This window comes from Ferrovibrio sp., from assembly GCF_019636075.1.
Classification (GTDB): Bacteria; Pseudomonadota; Alphaproteobacteria; order Ferrovibrionales; family Ferrovibrionaceae; genus Ferrovibrio.
The window spans coordinates 1-23,657 of record NZ_JAHBYG010000055.1; the positions used below are offsets into that span (position 1 = coordinate 1).

Here is a 23,657-nt window from a genome sequence, read left to right on the forward strand (position 1 = left end):
TTGATCTGGTCGGTATCGCCGCCCTTCGGCGCACGGGCCAGATTGGCCACCACGCCACGCGCCCAGGCTTCGGCGCCGGCTTCGCCCAAGGTTGCCAGCATCGCTCCGGCCAGCGACTGGTTATACACATTGGTGGAGGAGCGGATCACCACCTTGCCCTTCCACTTCGGATCGGCCAGATCCTCGTAGCGCGCAATATCGCCGGGCTTCACCTTGGTCTTGTTCACAACGAACACGCGGGCGCGCTTGGAAAAGCCGAACCAATAGCCATCGGGCTCGCGCAGATGCGCCGGGATGGCCTTCTCCAGCGCCGCCGACTTGGTGGGCTGCAACAGGTCCATCTCCTGGGCGCGCCAGAGGCGGCCGGCATCCACGGTGATCAGCACGTCGGCCGGGCTCTTGTCGCCCTCGGCCTTCATGCGTTGCAGCAACTCATCCTCGCGCGCCTCGAGGCGGTTGATCTTGATGCCGGTCTTCTTGGTGAAATTGGTGTAGAGCGCCTCGTCGGTATCGTAGTGACGCGAGGAATACAGGTTCAGATCGCCAGACTGCGCCTGGGCAAGACCCGGCAGCGCCATCGCCGAAGCCAGCAGCAGACCCGCAAGGGTAAGGCCCCTGCGCGACAGATGACGCAATGCCGGACGGCCGGAAAGATGACGGGACAGCATAGAGTTCGCTCCTGCATTATTATTGCGAATGACTTTCATTGATCTTGTAATGGAAGCGCAGGCATCCAGCAAGTGAGACTAAGTCGCAGCCCGAATTGACGGCATCACGCTGTCGTGAAGCCGGGAAACCGGAAAAATACCGGCTAGTTGAGAAGCGTTCCTGTTTGTTTCACGTGAAACACTCCCCGCGCCTGCTTCACGCGGCCGCTGCCCGGCGGTGGAGTGCGACCTTAAGCCGCGTCGCTCTGCGCGGCTTCCAACTCGGCCTGGGCGTTCAGCCAGGCTTCTTCCTGGTCTTCGATCAGCCGCAGCACTTCGCCATGGCGCTTGCTCAGCGCGCTCTGATCGGCGGGGCTGAGCTTGGTATAAGTGTCCGGGTCCGCCAGTTTGGCATCCAGCGTATTGCGCTCGGCGGTCAGCTTCGCCATTGCGGTTTCGGCGTCTTTCACGGCCTTGCGCAAAGGCGCCAGCGCCTTGCGCGCCTCGGCGGCCTGGCGGCGATCCGCTTTGCGGTCGGTCTTCGACAGCGGCTCGCCAGCAGCCTCGCGCGCCGTCTCCTTCACGCCCTTGCGGCGGTCGGCCAGCAGCTTGGCGTAATCGTCCAGGTCGCCATCGAAAGCCGCAACCGTGCCATCGCCCACCAGCAGGAAACGATCCACGCAGGCCTCGGCCAGATGGCGATCATGGCTCACCAGCAGCACGGCGCCGGAAAACTCGTTCAGCGCCTGCACCAGCGCATCGCGGGTATCGATATCCAGATGGTTGGTCGGTTCGTCGAGGATCAGCAGATGCGGCTTGTGATGCGTCACCATGGCAAACAAAAGCCGCGCGCGCTCGCCGCCCGAAAGCTTGCCGGCCACCGTCTCGGCCTTGCTCTGGGTGAGGCCGAAAGCGCCCAGCCGCGCACGGATCTGCATCGGCGGCAGATCGGGCAGCAATTCCTGCAGATGCTGGATCGCCGTGCGGTTGGCATCCAGCACATCTTCCTGGTCCTGCGCAAAATAGCCGATGCGCAGCTTGCCGGCCTTGAACAGCTTGCCGCCATCTGTCGTAAGCGCGCCGGCCAGCAGCTTGGCGAGCGTGGATTTACCGTTGCCGTTGGCACCCAGGAAGGCAATACGGTCTTCCATGTCGATGCGCAGATTCAGCTTGCGCAGCACGGGTTTTCCGGGCTCGTAGCCCACGCTCACATTATCCAGCGTGATGATCGGCGGCGCCAGTTCGTCCGGCTCCGGCAGCTTGAAGATCACCGTGGGGTCTTCCAGCGCCGCCGAGATCGGCTGCATCTTGGCCAGCATCTTCAGGCGGCTTTGCGCCTGGCTGGCCTTGCTGGCCTTGGCGCGGAAGCGATCCACGAAAGCCTGCAAATGCTTGCGCGCGGCCTCCTGGCGCTGGGCCATCGCGGTCTGCTGCGCCATCTTGGCGCGGCGCTCGGCTTCGAAGCTGTCGTAATCGCCGCGATACAGCACCAGCTTGCCGTGGTCGATATGCAGGATATGCTCAACCGCGTTGTTGAGAAAATGCCGGTCGTGGCTGACCAGCAGGAAGGTGCGCGGATAATTGCGCAGATAGCCTTCCAGCCACAGCGCGGCTTCCAGGTCGAGATGGTTGGTCGGTTCATCCAGCAGCAGCAGATCGGGCTCGATGAACAGCGTGGCCGCCAGCGCCACGCGCATGCGCCAGCCGCCGGAGTAAGTGTCGAGCGCGCGGTTCTGCCCGGCCTCGTCGAAGCCCAGGCCGGCCAGGATGATGGCGGCGCGGGCCGGCGCGGTATGGGCCTGGATATCGGCCAACCGCGAATGGATATGCCCCACGCGGTCGGGATCGGTGGCGGTCTCGGCCTCTTCCAGCAAAGCGGCCCGCTCGGTATCGGCGGCCAGCACATACTCGATCGGGCTCTGGCTGCCGCCCGGCGGCTCCTGCGGCAGCTTGGCGATACGGGTGCGTTCACCCATCTCCACGCTGCCGGATTCCAGCCCGATCTCGCCGCAGATGATTTTCAGCAAAGTGGACTTGCCGGTGCCGTTACGCCCCACCAAACCCACCTTATGGCCGTCCGGAATCGTGGCGGATGCCCCCTCAAGCAGGGTGCGGCCAGCCAGCCGGCAGGTTATGTCGCGGAAAACCAACATGTTCGTGACTAGGGAGGGAGGGCCAGACAGTTGCGGGATGGAAACGAAGCCTCTATATACCCGCCAGAATTTTCCGGGCAATGGTAACCGCCCGCTTTTCATACAAGGACGCAAAACAATGGCCCTGGAACGCACCTTCTCCATCATCAAGCCCGACGCCACCCGCCGCAACCTGACCGGCGCCATCAATGCCAAGATCGAGGCCGCCGGCCTGCGCATCGTGGCGCAGAAGCGCATCTGGATGAGCACGGCCCAGGCCGAGAGCTTCTACGGCGTGCACAAGGAGCGTCCGTTCTTCAAGGATCTGGTCGGCTTCATGATCTCCGGCCCCGTCGTCGTGCAGGTGCTGGAAGGCGACAATGCCATCGCCAAGTATCGCGAAGTGATGGGCGCCACCAACCCGGCCAATGCCGCGCCGGGCACCATCCGCAAGGAATTCGCCGAGAGTATCGAAGCCAACTCGGTGCATGGCTCGGACGCCCCGGCCACGGCAGCCGTGGAAATCGCCTATTTCTTCTCCGGCACCGAAATCGTCGGCTGATACCGTTTCACGTGAAACACGAAAAGGCCGGGGCTGTACCCCGGCCTTTTTTGTTGTCCACTGTCGCCGCGCGGTGTTGACTGCTCACTCTCATCGTCACCCTCGGACTTGTTCCGAGGGTCCATGCCTGACATGGCACGGAGGTGCAACGATGGACCCTCGGAATGAATCCGAGGGTGACGCTCAATGGAAAGCCGGATCAAAACCCTCAGCCTCGGGCCTATCCCGGGAATGGCGCCTCACGGAGACGGGCGATAGGAACGCTAATCCGCGCCGCGCAGATCGGCGATGGGCTTGCTCATCACCGCTTCCTGATCCCAAGGAAACAGGATCCAGGTATCCTGGCTCACTTCGGTGATATAGGTATCCACCATCGGCCGGCCCGAGGGCTTGGCATAGATGGTGGCGAAATGCGCCTTGGGCAGGATTTCGCGCACCGCCTTGGCCGTGATGCCGGTATCCACCAGATCGTCGATGATCAGCCAGCCTTCGCCGGCATCGGGCAAGGCCGCCGTGGCGGGCTTGAGTACGTTCACCTTGTCGTTGCGGCCCAGTTCGTCGTAGAGCGAGCAGGAGATGGTTTCGATCACCCGCAGCTTCAATTCGCGCGCCACGATGGCCGCCGGCACCATGCCGCCGCGGGTGACCGCCACCACGCCCTTATACTTGCCGCCTTTGCTCTGCACGCTGTCGTGCAGGCGCCAGGCCAGCGCCTTGCAATGGCGGTGCAGCTCTTCCCACGACACCGGGAAGAAACGCGTATAGCCGTGGGTTTCGGTGGTCATGCGGCAGAGCCCCCCGCTCTATTGCTGTTTTGTCGTTGCCTGCTGATAGGCCTGCATCGGCTCGCGGATGAAGGGCGGAATGCTTTCCGACTTCAGCTTGGCGGCATTCACGATGCAGGAAACATGATCGGCGCTGAAGCAGACTATGCCTGCCTGGTTCACGCCGCGAAAATCGAACCGGATGGTGGCGCGGCGGATTTCCTTGATGCGCAATTCCACCCGGAACGGCTCGCCGGCCTTCAGCGCATGCTGGAAATCCAGATGCGAGCTGACAGTGGGCGCGCCCAGGCCATGGCGCAGATGCAATTGCTGGAAATCAAACCCCACCACCTGGCGCCAGAAGGCTTCCAGGGTCTCCATCACGTAATCCAGGAATTGGGTGGTGTAGACCATGCCGGCAGGGTCGCATTCGCCCCATTGCACGATACGCGCGGCATAAAACGGATGGTCTGGCGTATAGGCGGATTCGCTGTTCATGGGGCCGGATCATACGGAGCCAGCCCGTAAAAATGAAGGGGTGCCGGCCAGGGCACCCCCGCTATTCACGCCCGGACATACTCGAAATCGACCGGCATGTTGTTGATGCCGCGCTGCGGCGGGGCGATCCAATTGGCGAATTTGCCGATCTCGGTCACCGGCCGCATCAGGCTGATCACATAGAGGCGGTCTTCCTCGGTGGGCAGCCAGGCATGGTGGCGGGCATCCCAATCGGCCTGGCTGATCACCCGGCCTTGGGGGTCTACCCGCAATTCCGAGAACTGGCCGATCTGGCGATGGAAGGCGCGATGCGGCAGCTTCAACTCGAAATCGATGCCGGCACGCTTGATCACCTGGTTCCAGCGCATCACGCCACGCGCGCAATCGGCCACGTAATCGTCGCGCAGGCGTTCGTTCAGCGAGATCAGCGCCGCCTCTTCCTTCTCGCGGAAACCGTCGCCGTGCAGTTCAAGCACCTTGTAGCTGGCATCGGTCAGCTTGTGGTCGTCGCCGATGCGGGCTTCCTCGTAACGGCCCTTGATGCCCATCGTGTAATAGTTGGCGGCGTTGGTGGAGATTTCCGAACCGAACAGATCCAACGACACCGAGAAATGGAAGTTGAGGTATTTCTGCAAGGTGGGCAGGTCGATCACGCCATGCTTGCGCACGTCGTCGGTCTTGAAATCGCGCATCACGTCGCAGGTGCGCTGGATCACGCGGCTGATGCCGGTTTCGCCCACGAACATGTGGTGGGCTTCCTCGGTGAGCATGAAGCGGCAGGTGCGCGACAGCGGATCGAAACCGCTTTCCGCCAAGGATGCCAACTGATACTTGCCATCACGATCGGTGAAGAACGTGAACATGAAAAAGCTGAGCCAGTCGGGCGTCTTCTCGTTGAAGGCGCCGAGGATGCGCGGCTTGTCGTCGTCGCCCGAGCGGCGCTGCAGCAGGGCTTCGGCTTCCTCGCGGCCATCGCGGCCGAAATAGGCATCCAGCAGATACACCATGGCCCAGAGATGGCGGCCCTCTTCCACATTCACCTGGAAGAGATTGCGTAGATCGTAAAGCGACGGGCAGGTCTGGCCCAGCAGGCGCTGCTGTTCCACCGAAGCCGGTTCGGTATCGCCTTGCGTCACGATCAGGCGGCGCAGCACACCGCGATATTCGCCAGGCACTTCCTGCCAGGCCGGCTCGCCCTTGTGGTCGCCGAAATTCACCTTGCGCTCGGCTTCCGGCTCGGCCAGGAAAATGCCCCAGCGATAATCGGGCATCTTCACATAGCCGAACGTGGCCCACCCTTGCGCATCCACGCTGGTGGCGGTGCGCAGATACGCCTCGCGGGCCTGGAAGCCGGTGGGGCCCATATCCTGCCACCAATCGAGGAATTTCGGCTGCCATTCCTCCAGCGCGCGCTGCAGACGGCGGTTGTCGGAAAGATTGACGTTGTTGGGGATACGCGAGATGTAGTCGATGCCCATTGCGATGTCCTCCTAAACCCTTTTGCGATCATACGCGGCGCGCTGGCCGGTGCCGTACAGCTTGAGCGCGCCCTGTTCGCCCACCGCATTGGGGCGCTGGAAAATCCAGTTCTGCCAGGCGGTGAGGCGCGCGAAGATTTTGCTCTCCATGGTTTCCGGCCCGCCGAAGCGCAAGCTGGCTTCCATGCCGGTGAGCGCATCGGGCGAGAAAGCCGCGCGTTCCTCGATGGCGATGCGCACCTCGTCTTCCCAGTCGATATCGTCGGGCGTGAAAGTCACCAGCCCGAGTTCGTCGGCATCGACGGCCTCGATATCCTTGCCGATATGGCGCTTGAGTTCGTCGACATGCGCAGGGTTATCGAGGTTGCGGCTGGCAAGGCGGGTCAGTCCGTTCACCATCGGATAGGCGCCGAAATTCGCCTGCGTCATACGCAGGGTGGCGGGCGGACGATTGTCGCCCTCGAACTGGCCATCCAGCATGTAGGTGCGATCCGCGGCCAGCGCCAATTCCAGCAGCGTGCCCGTAAAGCAGGAACCCGGCTCCACCAGCGCGAACACCGTGCGCGACGACACATCCACGCGCTTCAGCACGCGCTTGAGGAACAGGCGGATTTCGCGCACCAGCCAATGATCCTTGTTGGCTTCCATGAAATCGTCATGGGCCGCAAGCAGATCGGCATCGCCCTCGGTGCGGATCACCCACATGCCGGTTGTGTCTTCATTGGTGCGCAGATGCAGCACCAGGTCGTCCAACTCGCGTGCCAGCGCCAGCGGCCAGAAGCCGGCATCGATGGCATCCAGCTTGGGCGGCTGCACCTTGGGCGCATGCACGGTGATTTCGGCGATGCCCTTGGCGCGATCCAGCTTGGCCTGCACATGGCCGTAGCGGATTTCGTTTTCCGTGATGCTACGTTCCAGTATGGGCAGCGCGATGCCCTTGGCGTTGCGCGGGCGGTCGGATTTCGCGGCGATTTCGGCGGCGCGCTGTTGCACGGTCTCGCTCAGCTTGGTGCGCGGCACGACTTCATCCACCAGGCGCCAATCCACCGCGCGCTTGCCCTTGATGCCCTCTTCCAGCGTGCAGAAAAAATCCGCGCGGTCGCGGCGCACCATGCGCTTGTCCACCAGCCGCGTCAGGCCGCCGGTACCCGGCAGCACGGCCAGCAGCGGCACTTCGGGCAGCGACACCGCGGTGTTGCCGTCATCGGCCATGATGATGCGGTCGGCGGCCAACGCCAATTCATAGCCGCCGCCGGCACAGGGGCCGTTCACGGCGGCGATATAAACCTGGCCCGATTGGGCAGAGGCCTCCTCGATGCCGTTGCGGGTCTCGTTGGTGAATTTGCAGAAATTGACCTTCCAGCCATGGCTCGACTGACTGAGCATGCGGATATTCGCGCCCGCGCAGAATACCCGCTCCTTGGCCGAGGTGAGCACCACCGCGCCGACTTCCGGATGCTCGAAGCGCAGGCGCTGCACGGCATCGTGCAGTTCGATATCCACGCCAAGATCGTAGGAATTCAGCTTGAGTTCGTAGCCCGGCCGCAAGCCGCCATCTTCGCGCACATCCATCGCCAAGGTGGCGACCGGACCATCGACGCTCAGCTTCCAATGCTTGTAGCGGGACGGATCGGTGCGGAAATCGACAAGATTGTTGAGCTGCGCTTCAGCCATGACGTTTCACCCCTTTGATGAAACGCATTATAATGCATGAAATGCCGCGATCAAGAATTATTTTGCAGGTTTGCCAACCAAGCCGGATGCCGTTGCAGGGCTGCCAGCAGATCCACCGCGGCCTGTTCGCTGGCCTTGCCGGCGGTATCGAAAGCCAGATCGGCCTTGGCATACAGCGCCTCGCGCTGGGCCAGGATTCGCTTGAGATCGGCCATCGCCTCGCCATGGCCGGCCATCGGGCGCATGTCGCCCTGGGCGATCACCCGGCCCATATGCTCTTCCGGCCGCGCCTTCAACCAGATGGTGAAGCAATGGCTGAGCAGATGGGCGAAGGTGGCCGGTTCGGATGGCAGCGAACCGCCGGTGGCGATCACCGCCGGCAGCGTGGAAGCGGTGATACGCTCCAGCGCCCGGCGTTCAAAGCGGCGATAGGCGGCCTGGCCGTAGAGATCGAAAATCTCGTTCAGGCTCAGCCCCGCCTCTGCTTCGATTTCCTTCGCCATCTCGATGAAACGCAAACCGAGTGCGGCGGCCAGCGCATGGCCCAAGGTGGTTTTGCCGGCGCCGCGCAAACCGATCAACGCCACATGGCGTTTCACGCTGGGCGCCACGCCGAAACGCTCGCGGATCAGGCTTTGCAATTCCTGCTGCTGGGCGGGCGAGAGTTCGTCGATCTGATTCAGCAGCAGCGCCTGCTCCACGCCATGGCGGGTGCGATCCGCCAGGAAATCCACCATGGGCAGATCCATCGCCCGGGCAATCTGGCGCAGCAGCAGGATGGAGATGTTGCCGCTACCGGTTTCCAGTTGTGCGAGATAGCGTTCCGACACGCCGGAATCACGGGCGAGTATCTTGCGGCTCATGCCGCGCCGCGCACGGGCATTGCGCACACGCTCGCCAACCGCTGCCAGAAATGTGCTATCATCTTCCGCCGTTGCGGCGGGTCTGGCATTTTCCACCATTGCCAACCCGGCATCATCCGCCGCAATGGCAGGTTTGAGGGCGGTTTTTTCGTTCCGTTTCGATGCCTTGGTCATAACATGCATTATAGTGCTTTTTTGGCTGGAGCGCCAGAAAACTATGCGCTATATTTCGAGCCCAGCACAAGGAGGTTGTCAGTACCATGGACTTCAACATTCTCGTCGGCACCATGACCGGCACGGCCGAGTTGGTGGCCGGCGATATCAAGAAGAAGCTGGAAGCCGACGGCCACAAGGCCGATGTGCTGTTGATGGACAGCCTGAAGGCCGACGTGTTTCAGCGCCCGGGCATTTTCCTGATCTGCACCTCCACCTATGGCCAGGGCGACGTACCTGACAATGCCCGCGACTTCCATGCCGACCTGACCGGCAGCAAGCCCGACCTGGCCGGCAAGCTGGTGGGTGTGATCGGCCTGGGCGACAGCACCTATATCGATACGTTCAACCATGGCGGCAAGCAGTTCGAGGATGTGCTGCGCGATTGCGGCGCCACCCTGGTGGGCGAGCGCCTGGAGCATAACGCCTCGGGCGGCACCATGGCGGAAGATGATGCCCTGGTTTGGGTAGACGAATGGATCAAGCTGCTGGAGCCACTGGCCAAGGCAGCTTGACGGACAGGGCCGCCGCCCGGGAACGGCGGCCTTTTTCATAAGATGATCTAAGGGGTGGGAAACGATGCCGCGTCTGCTGGATTTGCCGCGCAGTTATAATGCCGCCAGCCATTTCATCGACCGCCATAGCGCAGAAGGCCGCGGCGACAAAATCGCCTTCATCGACGACAAGGGCCGCTATTCCTACGCCGAACTGACCGCCCGGGTGAACCGCGCCGGCAACCTGCTGCGGTCGCTGGGCGTGCAGCCCGAACAGCGCGTGATGCTGGCCCTGCTGGATGGCATCGATTTCCCGGCGCTGTTCTTCGGCGCCATGAAGATCGGCGCCGTGCCGGTGCCGGTGAATACCCTGCTCACCACCCAGGATTACGATTTCCTGCTGCGCGACAGCCGCGCCGTGGCGCTGGCGGTATCCGATGCGTTGCTGGAGAAATTCCGCCCCATCGTGACCGACCAGCCCTATCTGCGCCAGGTGCTGATCTCGGGCCGGGTGCCGGCCACCATCACGCCGCTGGAAGCCTTGCTGCAGCAGCAATCAGATCAACTGGACCCCGCACCCACCACGCCCGACGATATCGGCTTCTGGCTGTATTCGTCGGGCTCCACCGGCAAGCCGAAAGGCACCATGCATTTGCATGGCGATCTGGCGCATACGGCGGTGCTGTATGGTGAGGAGGTGCTGGGCATCCGCGAAGACGATGTCGTGTTCTCGGCCGCCAAGCTGTTCTTCGCCTATGGCATGGGCAATGCCATGACCTTCCCGTTGCATGTGGGCGCCACCGCATTGCTGATGGCCGAACGACCGACGCCGCAAGCAGTGATGCAACGCCTGAAGGATCATCAGCCCAGCATCTTCTACGGCGTGCCGACGCTGTATGGCGCGATCCTGGCGGATAATACGCTGGGCCGCGAACAGGGCTCGGCGAAACTGCGCCATTGCGTGTCGGCCGGCGAGGCGCTGCCCGAGGATATCGGCAAACGCTGGCAGGAGCGGTTCGGCGTCACCATTCTCGATGGCATCGGCTCCACCGAGATGCTGCATATCTTCCTGTCCAACCGGCCCGACGATGTGCGCTTCGGCACCACCGGCAAGGCCGTGCCGGGCTACGATCTGCGGCTGGTGGACGAACACGGCCAGGACGTGAAGGACGGCGAGATCGGCGAATTGCTGGTGGCCGGCTATTCCTCCGCCACCGGCTATTGGAACAACCGCACCAAGAGCCTGGCCACCTTCCAGGGCATCTGGACCCGCACCGGCGACAAATATATCCGCGATGCCGATGGCTATTACACTTACGCTGGCCGATCCGACGACATGCTGAAAGTGAGCGGCATCTGGGTTTCGCCGTTCGAAGTGGAATCCGCCCTGCTGGCCCATGAATCCGTGCTGGAGGCGGCCGTGGTGGCGCATGAAGATGCCGACCGGCTGATCAAGCCGAAAGCCTATGTGGTAACCAAACAAGGCATCAGCGGCGATGGCGTGTTGATCGAAAGCCTGCAGGTTTTCGTGAAAGAGCGCCTGGCGCCTTACAAATATCCGCGCTGGATCGAATTCGTGGATGAATTGCCCAAGACCGCAACGGGCAAGATCCAGCGGTTCAAGTTGCGCTGATGCAAAGCGTTACGCTGCCCGGCGGCGATGTCGAATATCAATTCATCCCGGGCGCGCGGGATAAGCCTGTGCTGGTTTTCCTGCATGAAGGCCTGGGCTGCGTGGCGCAATGGCGCGACTTTCCGGCGCAAGTGGCGCAGGCCTGCGGCCTGCCGGCGCTGGTCTACAGCCGCATCGGCTATGGCGGCTCCAGCCCCTGCGCCCTGCCCCGGCCGATCACCTATATGCATGACGAAGCCGAGCATGGCCTGCCCGATCTGCTGCGCGCGCTGAACATCGATGATTACATCCTGATCGGCCATTCCGATGGCGCGTCGATTGCGCTGATCCATGCGGGAAGTTCACGCCCCGGCTTGCGCGGCCTTGCTGTAATGGCGCCGCATAGCTTCGCGGAAGATATTTCCATTCGCTCGATTGCCGCCGCCAATATTGCCTATCGCAAAGGCGACCTGCGCGCCCGATTGATGAAGTATCACGGCACGAACGTGGATTGCGCCTTTCATGGCTGGTGCGACAGCTGGCTCAATCCCGACTTCCGGCAGTGGAACATCGAGCACTATCTCGATGCTATCGACAAACCCTTGCTGGCCATCCAGGGCGAGGCCGACGAATACGGCACGCTGGCGCAGATAGATTGCATCATGGCCCGCGTGCAGGGCGCACAAAAGCTGATCCTGCCCGAATGCGGCCATTCCCCGCAGCGCGACAAACCGGCGGAAACGCTGGCTGCGTTGCAAGCGTTTGTGGCCGGATTGGTGTGAGTCGAAAAAAATCCCCCATAAGTCGTATTTCCGCCACATACACTCAATAAAGTGTTTAATAATTCACATTATGTTCTCTATTATGTCTCTAAATAATCAATAGAGGCTCCCATGACGCTGCTTCCCCTTCCCGATCCGCTCACCGAAAACGCCTTGCAAGCGATGATGCGCGATAAACGCTATTGGCACCCGCGCCAACGCGACCCAGCCTATCAGCAAGCCGTGGAGCGCGGCTTTGAATTGCTATACCCCACCACACGGCGCGACGCTTCCGGCCGCATGGAACGCACCGCGCCGCGCGAAGGCCGGCTTGCCGACCTGGAAGCCGAACATGCCCGGTTGAACGGGGGCGCCGGCGGCGAAATCGATGTACGCGCCTATCATCAGGACCGCGATGGCGAGGATGTCGCCGTGCGCGCCCATACCCGTGGCCGGCCCGGCAGCGGGACAAGCGCCGGTATGAAGGCTGAACCAGCAGGCATGCAGAGACGTGATGGCTCACCCAAGCCGGACCTAGGGATTATGGGCAATTTCATCCGCGAACAGACCGGATCGGATTTCGCGGAGAAACTGTTCGAGAATTATTGGTTGGGAAAAGGAGATATTCAACTCAATCAAGATCGCTTCGCTAAAATCATCGATTTTTCGAAACGACCAGACGTTATCGATGAGAAAAACACAACAATTGTCGTCGCACCAGATGGGGAAAAGCTCATTAGGAATGCAGGTGATCTTCTATAAGTCACCAGAATATAGACTGGCCTTTGGCAACGCCTTTATTTTCTTCGACATGGCGGGCCAACCCGTGGGTTTTTATGATTACTATAATTTCGATTGGAAAGATTTCGGCGAGCGGGATTTAGACCTTGAACTCAAAACGCGCGCCGTCGATATCGCGGGAAATGTAAATGGAGCAAAAAAACTTCCACATCGCATTTGGTAAATATGTGAAGCCATGAAAAACCGCCGCCGTATATTTCTGCTTCTTATCACCGTTTTCGGGGCCATACTGGCCTGGAAAGTCGGCTCATACATGTTTGAGCAATGGCAAAATTCAGGACATCGGCGATTTGCGGAACGGCTCTCTGGCCTTGATCTATCGGAAGCGAATCTTGTGCATAAGAAATCGGAATGGTCCATCGGCGGACCTGGCGGCTACAGCGCCTATGTATTCCAGCTTCCGGCATTTGACGATGAGACGTTTGCCAGGATGTGCCACCAAATTACCCGCCACGCCATCACGTTTGGCGCGCAAATAGCTGTTTCGACATACGGCATCGTATCGGAATTCGTGCCAAAACCGCCGATCTGCGGCTTATCCCAAACCCTGCCCAGCGCAGGCGTTCAGCGCGCCTTGCTGGGGCGCGGCGGAGACCTTTATGTGGAAACGGCAGAATAGATTCAAATGCTAGAACCCGATGCACAAGACTTATAAAATCGTCAGAAAGCCCTTTCACCTGCTGGGCTTTATCGCCGCGATTGCATTGGGTTGGCTCGCCTATGAACAATATCAACTCTACCAGTATCGGCGGGTTGCCAAAGCCATCTCGGGCCTTGATGCCAGCAAAGCAACATTCGTTATTTCAAAGTCGGAATGGGCAACCGGCGGGCCAGGCAGCTATCATGCTTTTGTCTTCCAGTTCCCCGCTTTTGACGAGGCCACTTTCATCAACAAATGCAATCAGATTGCCCGCCATGCCATTGCATTCGGCGCCATTGAAGATTCTTCAGGCTGGGCCATCGAACCGGAATTGATGCCCCCTCCCCCACGATGTGGGTTGAGCCGCAGAACTGACACCACCAGCTCAGAGACTGCAACACTGGGGCGAGACGGCAGGCTTTATATTGAATACAGCAATTAGGCCTCATACCCAGCTTTCATCATTCAAAAACAACACTCTTAATGATGAGACATTTTCCAAACATGAAAGGCGAAATACCTGCAAACCGAGGAAAGCTGGAGGTTTGCCGGCGTCGCGGCCTACAGCATCGATGTATTCCAGTTTCCATCATTCGATCGCGCTGCTGCCAGCAGGTGAGCGCGCGTTCGGTTCCCGGTTAATCCAGGATCGCAATCACCGGGCAATTCACCACGAAGCCGGCCGGCGCTAAGGGCGCGCCGCCTGGGCCGGACAGCGCGCCTTGCTGTAACAGGCGGTAGATCGCGGCCTGATCGGTCTGGCGACGATCCTGCCCGGTCGCCTTGGCCGCCGCGCTCCATTGCAACATCGAGATGCTCCAGAGCGGGGAATAGCCGCTGGCGGTGGGTCCGCGCGGAATCGCGGTGAGAATATTTCCCGGCGCGTCCAAGCGATGCGACTGCGCAAACCGCGCAGGCTGCGCCATGCCGCCGCGACCGATGAAATAGTCCAGGCCTTGCACCTCTATATCATCCCTCCCGGCGCGGCCATTGATCATCACCAGCAAGCCGATATCGGCATCGCCGACATCCAGCCCCGGCACATAGGTGGCGCGCTCCAGCACAGCTGCCGCCGGATCGGACGCATCGGTGGAAATATAGAGCACGCGCTTGCCTTCGGCGAAACCGCGGCTGAGCAGCAGAGTGACGGTGCGCCGCGCCGTATCGATGGCCAGCACGCGATCCATCACGTCGCCATGGCCGGCAAGATCGAACGGCCCCTCGCCCACCGCCATGATCGGTGCATTCAAAACCGGCGCGTCTTGGCCCGCGAACCGCACGAATGGCGTATAACCGGGGCGCGCCACCGCGCCGGGCTGCACGGAAGCGGGCGGAAAATCCTTGCCCGGCGCGGCAACATAGCGGCGGGCTGGGCTGAAATCCGGCGCGGCGGGAAATACCGTTGCGTCGCCGCGCTGGCTGACCTGCGCCACCAGCCCGGCGCGCGCCAGCAGCGGCGCATGCACCACACCGCGCTGCATGGCATCCGCGCGGTCCGATGAATCCGTAACGATATACCAGACGGTCTTGCCGCCGACCTCGCCCTTGAACAGCGGCAAGGTCACGCGGTTATTAGCGGCATCCACAGAAAGCGCCGAAGCCAGCATGATATTTTCGCGCGGCACTTCCACTGCGGCCGGGATAGCGGATGGCGGCAAGGCGGCGCAAGCGGCAAGCAGAGAGATCAAGAGCAGGGCAAGGAAACGCATGCGCGCAGCATTCACCAGGGCGCGATGTCCGGCAAGCAACAAGGCTGTGATGAAACGATCCAGGCGTTACGCCTTCTTCTCCCAGCCGCGTTCGCCTTGCTGCCAGTAGGTGAGCGCGTGGCCGGCGGCCTTGGCGGCTTTCCAGCGCTCCCGCGCTGCCTGCACGGCATCGTCGTTATTGCCATCGAATATATCGCAGACGCGCTGGTAATCGCCATGCCCGGCGGTGTCGGCGCCATCCACCAGGAACAATACTTCGGCCTGGTTGGGGCGTTCGTCACCCGCCGTGAGATAGATCGGCTGGCGCTCGACATAGCCATCGGCGGCGATGCCATGCGGCAGGAAGGCCGCCTTGTCGAAGGTCCAGAGATCGCCGTTCAGTGCTTCGGCGCGTTCCGGTGTGCCGCATTTCACCACCGCGCGCCAGCCGCGCTCCAGGCAGCGGCCGAGCAGGTCTGGCAAGGCCTGCTCCAACCGCCGCCGGGTAAGGTGATAGAAGAGAACCTCCGTCATCGCCGTGGCGCCATCAGCCCTCGTAATGATCCTGCACCAGGCGATTGAGCAGGCGCACGCCGAAAGCCGTGGCGCCCTTTGGCACCGTGGGCTTGTCGGCATTGCTCCAGGCGGTGCCAGCGATATCGAGATGCGCCCAGGCGGTGCCGTCCTTCACGAAACGCTGCAGGAATTGCGCCGCCGTGATGGAGCCCGCGCCGGCGCCCGGGCCGGCGATATTCTGCATATCGGCGATGGGCGAATTCAGCGCCTTGTTGTAGGCCTCCGATAGCGGCAGGCGCCACAGCTTTTCATCCTCGCCCTTGCCGGCGGCGGCCAGGCGTTCGGCCAACTCGTCGTTATTGGCGAACAGGCCGGCATGCTCATGGCCCAGCGACATGATGATCGCGCCGGTGAGCGTGGCGAGATCCACCATGATCTGCGGCTTGAAGCGTTCCTGCGTGTACCACATGGCATCGCACAGGATCAGCCGGCCTTCGGCATCGGTGTTGATCACTTCGATGGTCTGGCCAGACATCGAGGTGACGATATCGCCCGGGCGCTGGGCATTGCCATCGGGCATGTTTTCCACCAGCGCCACCACGCCGATCACATTGGCCTTGGCCTTGCGGCCGGCCAGGGCGGCCATGGCACCGATCACCGCGCCGGCGCCGCCCATATCCCATTTCATGCCTTCCATGCCGGCAGCCGGCTTGATGGAAATGCCGCCGGTATCGAAGCAGACGCCCTTGCCCACGAAAGAGACCGGCGCCTGGCCCTTCTTGCCGCCCAGCCATTGCATGACCACCAGCTGCGATTCGCGCACGCTGCCCTGGCCGACGCCGAGCAGGGCGCCCATGCCCAGCTTCTTCATCGCCTTTTCGCCCAGCACTTCCACCTTCACGCCCAGCTTGGCCAGCTTGCGGCATTCGGCGGCCAGGCTTTCCGGGTAGATCACATTGGCCGGCTCGGAAACCAGGTTGCGGGTGAGCGTGACGCCATCGGCCAGTGCGGCCAGCGGCTGATAGGCACGCTTGGCAGCCGCCACCGCCTCGGTAAGCACCAGGGCGGATTTCAGCGAGGGCTTCTCGGTGTCCTTCAGCTTGGTGCGGTATTTGTCGAACCGGTAGCCGCCCAGGCGCAGGCCCAGCGCGGCGCGCGCGGCAGCCTCGGCGGGCGCGGCCTTGGCGCCGGCCGGCAGGTCGATGGCTACCGCCAGGGTGGCATCGCCGGTGGCATTGGCACGCCGCACGGCGTCGCCGGCCACGGTTTCAAAGGCTTCCGCCTTCAGATCGGCCGGCTTGCCCAGGCCTGCCAGCAGAATCCGGCCCAAACCGCCGCCGGGACCGACGATTTCCAGCCATTGGCCCTTTGCTCCGGTGAAACGCGGCGCACCGGCCAGGGCGCGGCCGATGGCACCACCCAGCGTCTTGTCCAGCGCCTGGGCGAACTGGCCCAGCTTGCGGCCTTCGGCGGCGGTAAGGACAAGCACGCCCTGCTTGGGGCGGACCAAAGCGGCAAAATCGATCTTCATTGCGCGAATCCCGGGGTTCGAATGGTTGCGATGCCCCGCACTATAGCGGCCCCGTCCGGCCCGGATCAATCAACCCAGAACTCCCTGGCAAATAAGCGGAATACGCCCGGCATGGGTGGCGCTGAGTCGCGTTTTGGCTATACTCCGGGCCCATGCGGGGCATCACCCAATATATCCTGCGCCAGATTGCCTGGCCGCTGCTTTTCGCCACACTCACCCTGGCCGGGGTGATATGGCTGACCCAATCGTTGCGCTTCATCGACCGGATCGTGAATAACAATCTGGGATTCGGCTCGTTTTTCTATCTCACCATGCTGGTGCTGCCCAACGTGACCGGCATCATCCTGCCGATCGCCGCCTTCTGCGCCACGCTCTATGCCTATAACCGGCTGGCCAGCGATTCCGAGTTGGTGGTGCTGTCGGCCTCGGGGTTCAGCCGCTACAGCCTGGCCCGGCCGGCCATGCTGGTGGCCATACTGGTGATGACCGCACTCTATGCCATCGGGCTTTATATCGGCCCGCTCTCCTCGCGCACGCTGCGCGCCACGCAATTCGAATTCCGCTCCAGCCTGGCCAGCATGGTGATCCTGGAAGGCGTGTTCAACACCCCCTCGCCGAACCTGACGGTTTATGTGCGCGAGCGCGAGCCATCGGGCGAGATGAAGGGCATCCTGGTGCATGACAGCCGCGATGCCAACCGCCCAGTCACCATGATGGCCGCGCGTGCCGCCCTGGTGCTGACCCAGCAGGGTCCGCGCCTGCTGATGGTGGATGGCAACCGCCAGCAGGTGGAACCCGGCCGGCGCGGCCTGAGCATCCTGTATTTCAACGAATATGCGCTGGACCTGAATCTCTATATCAAGCCGGAAACCGAAGGCTGGCGCGAACCGCAGGAACGCTTCCTGTCGGAATTGTTCTATCCCGACATGAACAATCTCGATGATGTGAACAACCGCAACAAGCTGCTGGTGGAAGGCCACCGCCGGCTGGTGTCGCCGCTTTATGTGCCGGCGCTGATGCTGATCGCCATCGCCGGCGTGATCGGCGGCGAATTCAACCGGCGCGGCCAGGGCCGCCGCCTGATCTCGGCCGCCGGCGCGGGCATCGTGCTGCAGGTGCTGAGCCTGGGCGTGGCGCAGATCGCCACCAGGACCCCAACGCTGATCGTTGCGATGTATGCCGTGCCGCTGCTGGCGATGCTGATTGCGCTGTGGCTGTTGCGCGAACCCAACCGGCAGATCGCCCCGCATGGTGGCCTGGCGGCATTGGGGGGGGCGGAGTGATGCGCATCTCCTGGACCCTCGCCTACTATCTCGGCCGGCAATACCTGATGGCGATTGCCGTGGTGTTTTCCGTGCTGGTGGTGCTGGCCTACAGCTTCGATACGGTGGAATTGCTGCGCCGCGCCTCGGGCCGGGTGGATGCCTCGCTGGATACCGTGTTCGCCATGTCGCTGCTGCGGCTGCCCAATCTCTCCATCAAGCTGATCCCGTTCGCCGCATTGTTCGGCGGCATGCTGGCGCTGAGCCGCCTCACCCGCAGCCAGGAACTCACCGTCACCCGCGCCGCCGGCGTATCGGTGTGGCAATTCCTGGCCCCGGCGCTGATCCTGGCGCTGCTGATCGGCGGTTTCGTGATCACCGTCTACAATCCGCTATCGGCAGCCATGCTGGCACGCTACGAGGCGATAGAGGCCAAGGTACTGCGCGGCCGCGCCAGTATGCTGGCGGTTTCCAGCACCGGCCTGTGGCTGCGCGAGGCAGATGCCCAAGGCCAGGTGGTGGTGCATGCGCTGCGCGTGGCCCAGCAGGGCGTGGAATTGCGCGATGTGATCCTGTTCTACTACGAGGGCACCGACCGCTTCGTGCGCCGCGTGGATGCATCGGAGGCCTATCTGCGCGACGGCTATTGGGAATTGCGCGACGCCACCACCAGCTATCCCGACCGCGCCGGCGAAACCGCCGCGATCATGCGCATTCCCACCACGCTGACCTTCGACCGCATCCAGGAAAGCTTCGCCTCGCCCAGCACGATCTCGTTCTGGCAATTGCCGTCTTTCATCGCGGCGATGGAAACCGCCGGGTTTTCGGCGCTGCGCCACCGGCTGCATTTCCAAACCCTGCTGGCCGTGCCGCTGCTGCTCTGCGCCATGCTGCTGATCGCCGCCAGTTTCAGCCTGCGCCTCACCCGGCGCGGCGGCACCGGCGCCTTGCTTGGCCTGGGCGTGGGCGTGGGCTTCCTGCTGTATTTCAGCATCGAACTGGTGCAGCCCTTCGGCCTCAACGGCACCCTGCCGGTTGGCCTGGCGGCCTGGGCCCCGACCGGCATCTGCCTGATGCTGGGTATCTCGCTGCTTTTCCATATGGAAGACGGCTAGACGATGCGCGGCTGGCGGGCGGCATGGGCGGGACTGGCAGCGCTGATTTGCGCCACGCAATGGGCTGTGCCTGGCACGGCCCAGCAACAGCTGGCTGCCACCAACCAGCCTGTGCTGATGACCGCGGACTCGCTGAAATACGATCAGAATCTCGGGCAGATCACCGCCGAAGGCAATGTGGAGCTGGTGCAGGAAGGCCGCACCCTGCTGGCCGATCTGGTGAATTATTCCGAGCGCGACGGCAAGGTGGTTGCCAGCGGCAATGTGAGCGTGATGCAGCCCGATGGCGCCGTGCTGTTCGCCGATTACATGGAACTCACCGACAGCATGCGCAACGGCTTCATCCGCGATGTGAGCATGCTGCTGGAAGACAATTCGCGGGCTGCGGCCGCCAGCGCCGAACGTGTGGACGGCAACCGCACGGTGATGCACAAGGCGGTGTATACTGCCTGTTCGCTTTGCGCCACCGATCCGCAGCGCGCGCCGCTGTGGCAGGTGAAGGGCAACACCGTGGTGCACGACCAGGTGGCGCAGGAAATGGTCTACCGCGACGCCACGCTGGAATTGTTCGGCATCCCTGTGCTGTATCTGCCGTATTTCAGCCATCCGGATCCGACCGTGAAGCGCAAGAGCGGCTTTCTCACGCCGAATGCCTTCACCAACAACTTCTTCGGCTATACCGCCCGCACGCCGTATTTCTACGCCATCGATGAAGCCAGCGACCTGACCCTGACGCCGCAATATTCCGAGAAGGAAGGCGGCTTCCTGATGGGCGAATACAACCTGCGCACCAAGAGCGGCGAATTGCGCATGGATGCATCGATAACCCAAAGCTATGCCCGCGATGCCGTGGGCCAGCGCACCTCCGACCAGTTCTGGCGCGGCCATTTCCGTGCCGACGGCGCCTTCCGCTCAGGCGACGACACCACCTACGGCTTCAACATCTTCCGCGCCTCCGACGATACCTATCTGTCGCGCTATCAGATTCCCAACCGCAGCGGCAACACGCTGATCAGCCGCGTATACAGCGAGTCGCTGAACAACCGGCATTTCTTCGCCGCCAACGCCTTCAGCTTCCAGGGCCTGCGCACCAGCGACGACAATGCCACCACGCCGTTTGCCGTGCCGCTGCTGGATTATTCGATGGTGGGCGAACCGAATTCCCATGGCGGGCGCTTTGCAGTGGATGCCGGCCTGGCCGCCCTGTACCGCACCGGCGGCACCGATACCCGCCGGCTTTCCACCACCATCTCCTACAGCCAGCCGTATTTCGCGCCCAGCGGCGAGGTTTACACCGCCACCGCCGCGCTGAAGACCGATGGCTATTGGGTGAACGAACTCTACGAACAGCCCTTCCTGCGCACCGACCAGCGCGATGCCGAATTCGCCATGCGGGCCATCCCCATCGTGGCGCTGGATTGGCGCTATCCGCTGGTGCGCGACGACGGCACCATCCGCCAGCTGATCGAGCCGATCCTGGGCGTGGTGGTTTCGCCTTATGGCGGCAACCCACGCAACATCCCCAACGAGGATTCGCTCAGCTTCGAATTCGACGAAACCAACCTGTTCTCGATCAACCGCTTTCCCGGCCAGGATCGCTTCGATGGCGGCCCGCGGGTGAATTATGGCATGCGCGGCGCGGTCTATGGCAGCGCCGGCGGCTATTCCGAATTGATGGTGGCGCAATCGCTGCGCGCCAAACAGGACGACACGCTGGGCTATGGCACCGGCGCCAGCGACCAGCTTTCGGATTACGTAAGCCGCCTCACGCTGGCCCCCAACAGCTATATCAGCCTGACCAACCGCATGCGCCTGAGCCCGAACAGCTCGCTGTCGGTGCAGCGGCACGAAACCACCGTAGCGATCGGCCCGAAATCCTTGCGCTTCAATGCCACTTACGCCGACCTGCGCGGCGGCGCCTTTGAAAGCGGCCTCAGCGAACGCGAAGCCATCAGCGGCGGTTTCCGGGCGCAAATCGGGCAATATTGGAGCGTGGAAGGCCGCCATATCCGAGACCTTGGAGACAATGGCGGCTCGCTGCTAAACTTCCTGGGCCTGCGCTACACCGACGAGTGCTTCGACATCATGCTGTTCGCCGAACGCACCTTCACCGTGAACCGAGACATTCAGCCCGCCACCACGGTGGGGCTGCGTTTCCGGCTTGCGAATTTCAATTGAGCCGCGCGGAGCAGATCATGTCCACCTTTCGCCGCCTCGCCCTGATTGCCTGCTGCCTGCTGACCCAGATACCGCTGCTGCCCCTGCAATCGGCACCCGGGCAGGCGCAGGAAAACGCCCTCCGCATCGTGGCGGTGGTGAATGACGACGTGATCTCGGCGCGCGATGTGATCGAGCGCATGCGCATCACGCTCGCCACCACCGGCATGCGCGATTCACCCGAACTGCGCCGCGCGCTGCGCGACCAGTCGCTGCGCGCGCTGATCGACGAACGCCTGTTCATGCAGGAGGCCAAGAAGCGCAACATCACGGTGAGCGACGAGGATGTGAATCGCGCCATCGCCCTGCTGGAGCGGCAGATGAATCTGCAGCCGGGCAGCTTTGCCGACACATTCACCCGCCAAGGCCTGGATTCCGAAGTGATGATCGGCCAGATACGCGCCGACCTTACCCGCGCCCGCCTGGTGCGTGCCCGCTTCAACGTTTCCGGCGGCACGATTTCCGACAAGGAAGTGGACGAAGCCATCCAGAGGCTGAAATCCATCGCCGGCCAGACCGAGGAATTGCTGGCCGAAATCGTGATCCCGGTGGATAGTCCCGATCAGGAACAGGAAGCCAAGCAGACCGCCGAGCGCGTGCTGGAACAATTGCGCGGCGGCGCACCCTTCCCCGCCCTTGCGCGTCAGGTAAGCCGTGGCAGCACGGCATCGGCCGGCGGCGACCTTGGCTGGGTGCGGCGCGGCACGCTGGACGAGGATATCGAAGCCGCCGCCAGCAAACTGGATCGCGGCCAGCTTTCCGAACCGATCCGCGCGCTGGGCGGCTATCATATCGTGCTGCTGCGCGACCGCCGCCGCATCGCCGTAACCGATACCAACGACGTGAAGATGACGCTGTCGCAGATCATGCTGGGGCTGCCGCAGACTCAAACCCAGCGCGATGTGGAGAATGTGACCAGCCTGGCGCGTACCGTGCGCGAAACCATCGGCAGCTGCGGCGACATCGATGCGCTGGCGCAGGAATTGAAGGCGACCGGCTCGGGCAGCCTGGGCAATGTGCGGCTTGGCGACTTGCCGGAGAATTTCCGCAATGCCGTGACCGACCTCAAGGCCGGCGAAACCTCGCAGCCGGTGGTGACGCCGCGCGCCGTGCATCTGTTCACCGTGTGCGACCGCGAGGAAGCCAAGGATGGGTTCGACCGCGAACAGATCCGCACCACATTGTATAATCAGCGGCTGGTCCTGACCGCGCAGCGCTATCTGCAAGATCTCCGCCGCGATGCCACGATCGAATTCCGCTGAAGCGCGGAACCATGGCACCCGCAGATAACATGCCGCCGCTTGCCCTGAGTATGGGCGAGCCGGCCGGCATCGGCGCCGAAATCGCGCTGAAGGCCTGGCTGCAACGCAGCCCGGCCGCGCTGCCGCCCTTCTTCATCCTCGCCGATCCCGATCATCTGGCCGATGCGGCCCGGCGCATCGGCTTGGCCGTGCCGATGCAACCGATTGCCAAACCGGCGGAAACCGGCGCAGCCTTTGCCACTGCCTTGCCGGTGCTGCCGATCCGGCTGGCGGCAAAGCCGCAACCGGGCAAACCCGATGCCGCCAATGCGCCGATGACCATTGCCGCCATCGAACGCGCCGTGGCCCTGGTGCAGGCCGGCGAAGCCGGTGCGGTGGTGACCAATCCGATCCACAAGGCCGCGCTTTATGCCGCCGGCTTCAAGCATCCCGGCCATACCGAATTCATCGCCGATCTGTGCGGCGTGCCGCATCCGGTGATGATGCTGGCGGCCCATGCGCCAGACCCTGCATTGCGCGTGGTGCTGGTTTCGATCCATGTATCGCTGCGCCAGGCGATCAACAGCCTGAACAGCGACGGCATCATGCGCGTTGCCAGGATTGCCGATGCCGCGCTTAGGCGCGATTTCGGCATTGCCGCGCCAAGGCTGGCGATTGCCGGGCTGAATCCCCATGCCGGCGAGGCTGGCGCCATGGGCCATGAAGATGCCGAAATCGTGGCCCCGGCTGTGCGAGCCTTGCGGGCTGCCGGTATCGATGCCTTCGGGCCGCTGCCGCCGGATACCATGTTTCACGCCGAAGCCCGCGCCGGCTACGATGCCGCAATCTGCATGTATCACGATCAAGGCCTGATCCCGCTGAAGACGCTGGATTTCGAGCGCGGCGTGAACGTGACTTTGGGCCTGCCGATCCTGCGCGCCTCGCCCG

At 62.6% G+C, this 23,657-nt stretch carries 23 protein-coding genes; 13 read left to right on the forward strand and 10 right to left on the reverse strand.

The annotated features are described in order from the left end of the window. Together KF827_RS17605 and KF827_RS17610 are read right to left on the reverse strand one after the other, a co-directional pair. Window positions 1–668: extracellular solute-binding protein (locus KF827_RS17605; protein WP_291008208.1), on the reverse strand; the 668-nt coding region annotated here is incomplete at its 3' end. Between the two features lie 230 nt (window positions 669–898). Beyond that, window positions 899–2,800: an ABC-F family ATP-binding cassette domain-containing protein gene (locus KF827_RS17610; RefSeq protein ID WP_291008211.1), complete on the reverse strand. Its 1,902-nt coding sequence runs from the start codon at window positions 2,798–2,800 to the stop codon at window positions 899–901. Window positions 2,801–2,918: 118 nt separating this feature from the next. Here KF827_RS17610 and ndk point away from each other — a divergent pair, with 118 nt between their 5' ends. Next, window positions 2,919–3,341: a nucleoside-diphosphate kinase gene (gene ndk, locus KF827_RS17615; protein ID WP_291008213.1), complete on the forward strand. Its 423-nt coding sequence runs from the start codon at window positions 2,919–2,921 to the stop codon at window positions 3,339–3,341. Window positions 3,342–3,604: 263 nt separating this feature from the next. Here the strand turns inward: ndk and gpt are convergent, their stop codons facing one another. From gpt to KF827_RS17640, 5 genes are all read right to left on the reverse strand, one after another. Further along, window positions 3,605–4,126 (reverse strand): xanthine phosphoribosyltransferase, encoded by a 522-nt coding sequence (gpt, locus tag KF827_RS17620; protein ID WP_291008215.1) that lies wholly within the window; start codon window positions 4,124–4,126, stop codon window positions 3,605–3,607. 18 nt (window positions 4,127–4,144) lie between these two features. Further along, window positions 4,145–4,603 carry a thioesterase family protein gene (locus tag KF827_RS17625; protein WP_291008217.1) on the reverse strand — a complete coding sequence of 153 codons (459 nt, stop codon included), beginning with the start codon at window positions 4,601–4,603 and terminating at the stop codon, window positions 4,145–4,147. A 65-nt stretch (window positions 4,604–4,668) separates the two neighbouring features. Next, a complete protein-coding gene (boxB, locus tag KF827_RS17630) occupies window positions 4,669–6,081 on the reverse strand; it encodes a benzoyl-CoA 2,3-epoxidase subunit BoxB (RefSeq protein WP_291008219.1) in 1,413 nt (470 codons plus the stop codon). A gap of 12 nt (window positions 6,082–6,093) precedes the next feature. Continuing rightward, a complete protein-coding gene (gene boxC / locus KF827_RS17635) occupies window positions 6,094–7,755 on the reverse strand; it encodes a 2,3-epoxybenzoyl-CoA dihydrolase (RefSeq protein WP_291008222.1) in 1,662 nt (553 codons plus the stop codon). A gap of 50 nt (window positions 7,756–7,805) precedes the next feature. Beyond that, entirely contained in the window at window positions 7,806–8,792 is a 987-nt protein-coding gene (locus KF827_RS17640; protein ID WP_291008224.1) for a helix-turn-helix transcriptional regulator, read from the reverse strand. Between the two features lie 86 nt (window positions 8,793–8,878). Between KF827_RS17640 and KF827_RS17645 the strand changes: the two genes are divergently transcribed. From KF827_RS17645 to KF827_RS17675, 7 genes are all read left to right on the forward strand, one after another. Beyond that, window positions 8,879–9,346: a flavodoxin domain-containing protein gene (locus tag KF827_RS17645; RefSeq protein ID WP_291008227.1), complete on the forward strand. Its 468-nt coding sequence runs from the start codon at window positions 8,879–8,881 to the stop codon at window positions 9,344–9,346. Between the two features lie 64 nt (window positions 9,347–9,410). After that, window positions 9,411–10,958, forward strand: a complete 1,548-nt coding sequence (locus KF827_RS17650) for a benzoate-CoA ligase family protein (RefSeq protein ID WP_291008230.1) — start codon at window positions 9,411–9,413, stop codon at window positions 10,956–10,958. Further along, a complete protein-coding gene (locus tag KF827_RS17655; protein WP_291008233.1) occupies window positions 10,958–11,719 on the forward strand; it encodes an alpha/beta hydrolase in 762 nt (253 codons plus the stop codon). Before KF827_RS17650 ends, KF827_RS17655 begins: the two co-directional genes overlap by 1 nt. A 111-nt stretch (window positions 11,720–11,830) precedes the next feature. Next, window positions 11,831–12,460, forward strand: coding sequence for a hypothetical protein (locus tag KF827_RS17660; protein WP_291008236.1), 630 nt, complete (start codon window positions 11,831–11,833; stop codon window positions 12,458–12,460). Then, window positions 12,441–12,662: a hypothetical protein gene (locus tag KF827_RS17665; protein ID WP_291008239.1), complete on the forward strand. Its 222-nt coding sequence runs from the start codon at window positions 12,441–12,443 to the stop codon at window positions 12,660–12,662. Before KF827_RS17660 ends, KF827_RS17665 begins: the two co-directional genes overlap by 20 nt. Window positions 12,663–12,674: 12 nt before the next feature. Beyond that, window positions 12,675–13,118, forward strand: a complete 444-nt coding sequence (locus tag KF827_RS17670; RefSeq protein ID WP_291008242.1) for a hypothetical protein — start codon at window positions 12,675–12,677, stop codon at window positions 13,116–13,118. A 19-nt stretch (window positions 13,119–13,137) separates the two neighbouring features. Continuing rightward, window positions 13,138–13,581: a hypothetical protein gene (locus KF827_RS17675; RefSeq protein ID WP_291008245.1), complete on the forward strand. Its 444-nt coding sequence runs from the start codon at window positions 13,138–13,140 to the stop codon at window positions 13,579–13,581. Between the two features lie 196 nt (window positions 13,582–13,777). Here the strand turns inward: KF827_RS17675 and KF827_RS17680 are convergent, their stop codons facing one another. From KF827_RS17680 to KF827_RS17690, 3 genes are all read right to left on the reverse strand, one after another. Beyond that, window positions 13,778–14,848: a hypothetical protein gene (locus KF827_RS17680; RefSeq protein WP_291008248.1), complete on the reverse strand. Its 1,071-nt coding sequence runs from the start codon at window positions 14,846–14,848 to the stop codon at window positions 13,778–13,780. A gap of 66 nt (window positions 14,849–14,914) precedes the next feature. Then, entirely contained in the window at window positions 14,915–15,361 is a 447-nt protein-coding gene (locus tag KF827_RS17685; protein ID WP_291008251.1) for a DNA polymerase III subunit chi, read from the reverse strand. A gap of 13 nt (window positions 15,362–15,374) precedes the next feature. Beyond that, on the reverse strand, window positions 15,375–16,874 hold the full coding sequence (locus KF827_RS17690; protein ID WP_291008253.1) for a leucyl aminopeptidase: 1,500 nt from the start codon (window positions 16,872–16,874) through the stop codon (window positions 15,375–15,377). Window positions 16,875–17,026: 152 nt separating this feature from the next. Here KF827_RS17690 and lptF point away from each other — a divergent pair, with 152 nt between their 5' ends. The 5 genes from lptF to pdxA all read left to right on the forward strand — a co-directional run. After that, window positions 17,027–18,157, forward strand: a complete 1,131-nt coding sequence (gene lptF / locus KF827_RS17695; RefSeq protein WP_291008255.1) for an LPS export ABC transporter permease LptF — start codon at window positions 17,027–17,029, stop codon at window positions 18,155–18,157. Next, window positions 18,157–19,251 carry an LPS export ABC transporter permease LptG gene (lptG, locus tag KF827_RS17700; protein ID WP_291008258.1) on the forward strand — a complete coding sequence of 365 codons (1,095 nt, stop codon included), beginning with the start codon at window positions 18,157–18,159 and terminating at the stop codon, window positions 19,249–19,251. The genes lptF and lptG overlap by 1 nt, the downstream gene beginning before the upstream one ends. Before the next feature lie 3 nt (window positions 19,252–19,254). After that, entirely contained in the window at window positions 19,255–21,429 is a 2,175-nt protein-coding gene (locus tag KF827_RS17705; protein WP_291008261.1) for an LPS assembly protein LptD, read from the forward strand. 17 nt (window positions 21,430–21,446) lie between these two features. Beyond that, window positions 21,447–22,730, forward strand: a complete 1,284-nt coding sequence (locus KF827_RS17710) for a peptidylprolyl isomerase (RefSeq protein WP_291008264.1) — start codon at window positions 21,447–21,449, stop codon at window positions 22,728–22,730. A 29-nt stretch (window positions 22,731–22,759) separates the two neighbouring features. Further along, the coding region (gene pdxA / locus KF827_RS17715) for a 4-hydroxythreonine-4-phosphate dehydrogenase PdxA (RefSeq protein WP_291008267.1) at window positions 22,760–23,657 on the forward strand (898 nt) is incomplete at its 3' end.

What these genes read in the sequence shown, in the direction of transcription:
- KF827_RS17665 (WP_291008239.1), top strand. Translation starts at nt 12,441, where the DNA reads ATGCAGGTGATCTTCTATAAGTCACCAGAATATAGACTGGCCTTTGGC.
- KF827_RS17640 (WP_291008224.1), bottom strand. Translation starts at nt 8,792, where the DNA reads ATGACCAAGGCATCGAAACGGAACGAAAAAACCGCCCTCAAACCTGCC.
- KF827_RS17690 (WP_291008253.1), bottom strand. Translation starts at nt 16,874, where the DNA reads ATGAAGATCGATTTTGCCGCTTTGGTCCGCCCCAAGCAGGGCGTGCTT.
- KF827_RS17710 (WP_291008264.1), top strand. Translation starts at nt 21,447, where the DNA reads ATGTCCACCTTTCGCCGCCTCGCCCTGATTGCCTGCTGCCTGCTGACC.
- KF827_RS17685 (WP_291008251.1), bottom strand. Translation starts at nt 15,361, where the DNA reads ATGACGGAGGTTCTCTTCTATCACCTTACCCGGCGGCGGTTGGAGCAG.
- KF827_RS17670 (WP_291008242.1), top strand. Translation starts at nt 12,675, where the DNA reads ATGAAAAACCGCCGCCGTATATTTCTGCTTCTTATCACCGTTTTCGGG.
- lptG (WP_291008258.1), top strand. Translation starts at nt 18,157, where the DNA reads ATGCGCATCTCCTGGACCCTCGCCTACTATCTCGGCCGGCAATACCTG.
- KF827_RS17680 (WP_291008248.1), bottom strand. Translation starts at nt 14,848, where the DNA reads ATGCGTTTCCTTGCCCTGCTCTTGATCTCTCTGCTTGCCGCTTGCGCC.
- gpt (WP_291008215.1), bottom strand. Translation starts at nt 4,126, where the DNA reads ATGACCACCGAAACCCACGGCTATACGCGTTTCTTCCCGGTGTCGTGG.
- boxC (WP_291008222.1), bottom strand. Translation starts at nt 7,755, where the DNA reads ATGGCTGAAGCGCAGCTCAACAATCTTGTCGATTTCCGCACCGATCCG.
- ndk (WP_291008213.1), top strand. Translation starts at nt 2,919, where the DNA reads ATGGCCCTGGAACGCACCTTCTCCATCATCAAGCCCGACGCCACCCGC.
- KF827_RS17610 (WP_291008211.1), bottom strand. Translation starts at nt 2,800, where the DNA reads ATGTTGGTTTTCCGCGACATAACCTGCCGGCTGGCTGGCCGCACCCTG.
- KF827_RS17660 (WP_291008236.1), top strand. Translation starts at nt 11,831, where the DNA reads ATGACGCTGCTTCCCCTTCCCGATCCGCTCACCGAAAACGCCTTGCAA.
- KF827_RS17625 (WP_291008217.1), bottom strand. Translation starts at nt 4,603, where the DNA reads ATGAACAGCGAATCCGCCTATACGCCAGACCATCCGTTTTATGCCGCG.
- KF827_RS17645 (WP_291008227.1), top strand. Translation starts at nt 8,879, where the DNA reads ATGGACTTCAACATTCTCGTCGGCACCATGACCGGCACGGCCGAGTTG.
- boxB (WP_291008219.1), bottom strand. Translation starts at nt 6,081, where the DNA reads ATGGGCATCGACTACATCTCGCGTATCCCCAACAACGTCAATCTTTCC.
- lptF (WP_291008255.1), top strand. Translation starts at nt 17,027, where the DNA reads ATGCGGGGCATCACCCAATATATCCTGCGCCAGATTGCCTGGCCGCTG.
- KF827_RS17675 (WP_291008245.1), top strand. Translation starts at nt 13,138, where the DNA reads ATGCACAAGACTTATAAAATCGTCAGAAAGCCCTTTCACCTGCTGGGC.
- KF827_RS17705 (WP_291008261.1), top strand. Translation starts at nt 19,255, where the DNA reads ATGCGCGGCTGGCGGGCGGCATGGGCGGGACTGGCAGCGCTGATTTGC.
- KF827_RS17655 (WP_291008233.1), top strand. Translation starts at nt 10,958, where the DNA reads ATGCAAAGCGTTACGCTGCCCGGCGGCGATGTCGAATATCAATTCATC.
- KF827_RS17650 (WP_291008230.1), top strand. Translation starts at nt 9,411, where the DNA reads ATGCCGCGTCTGCTGGATTTGCCGCGCAGTTATAATGCCGCCAGCCAT.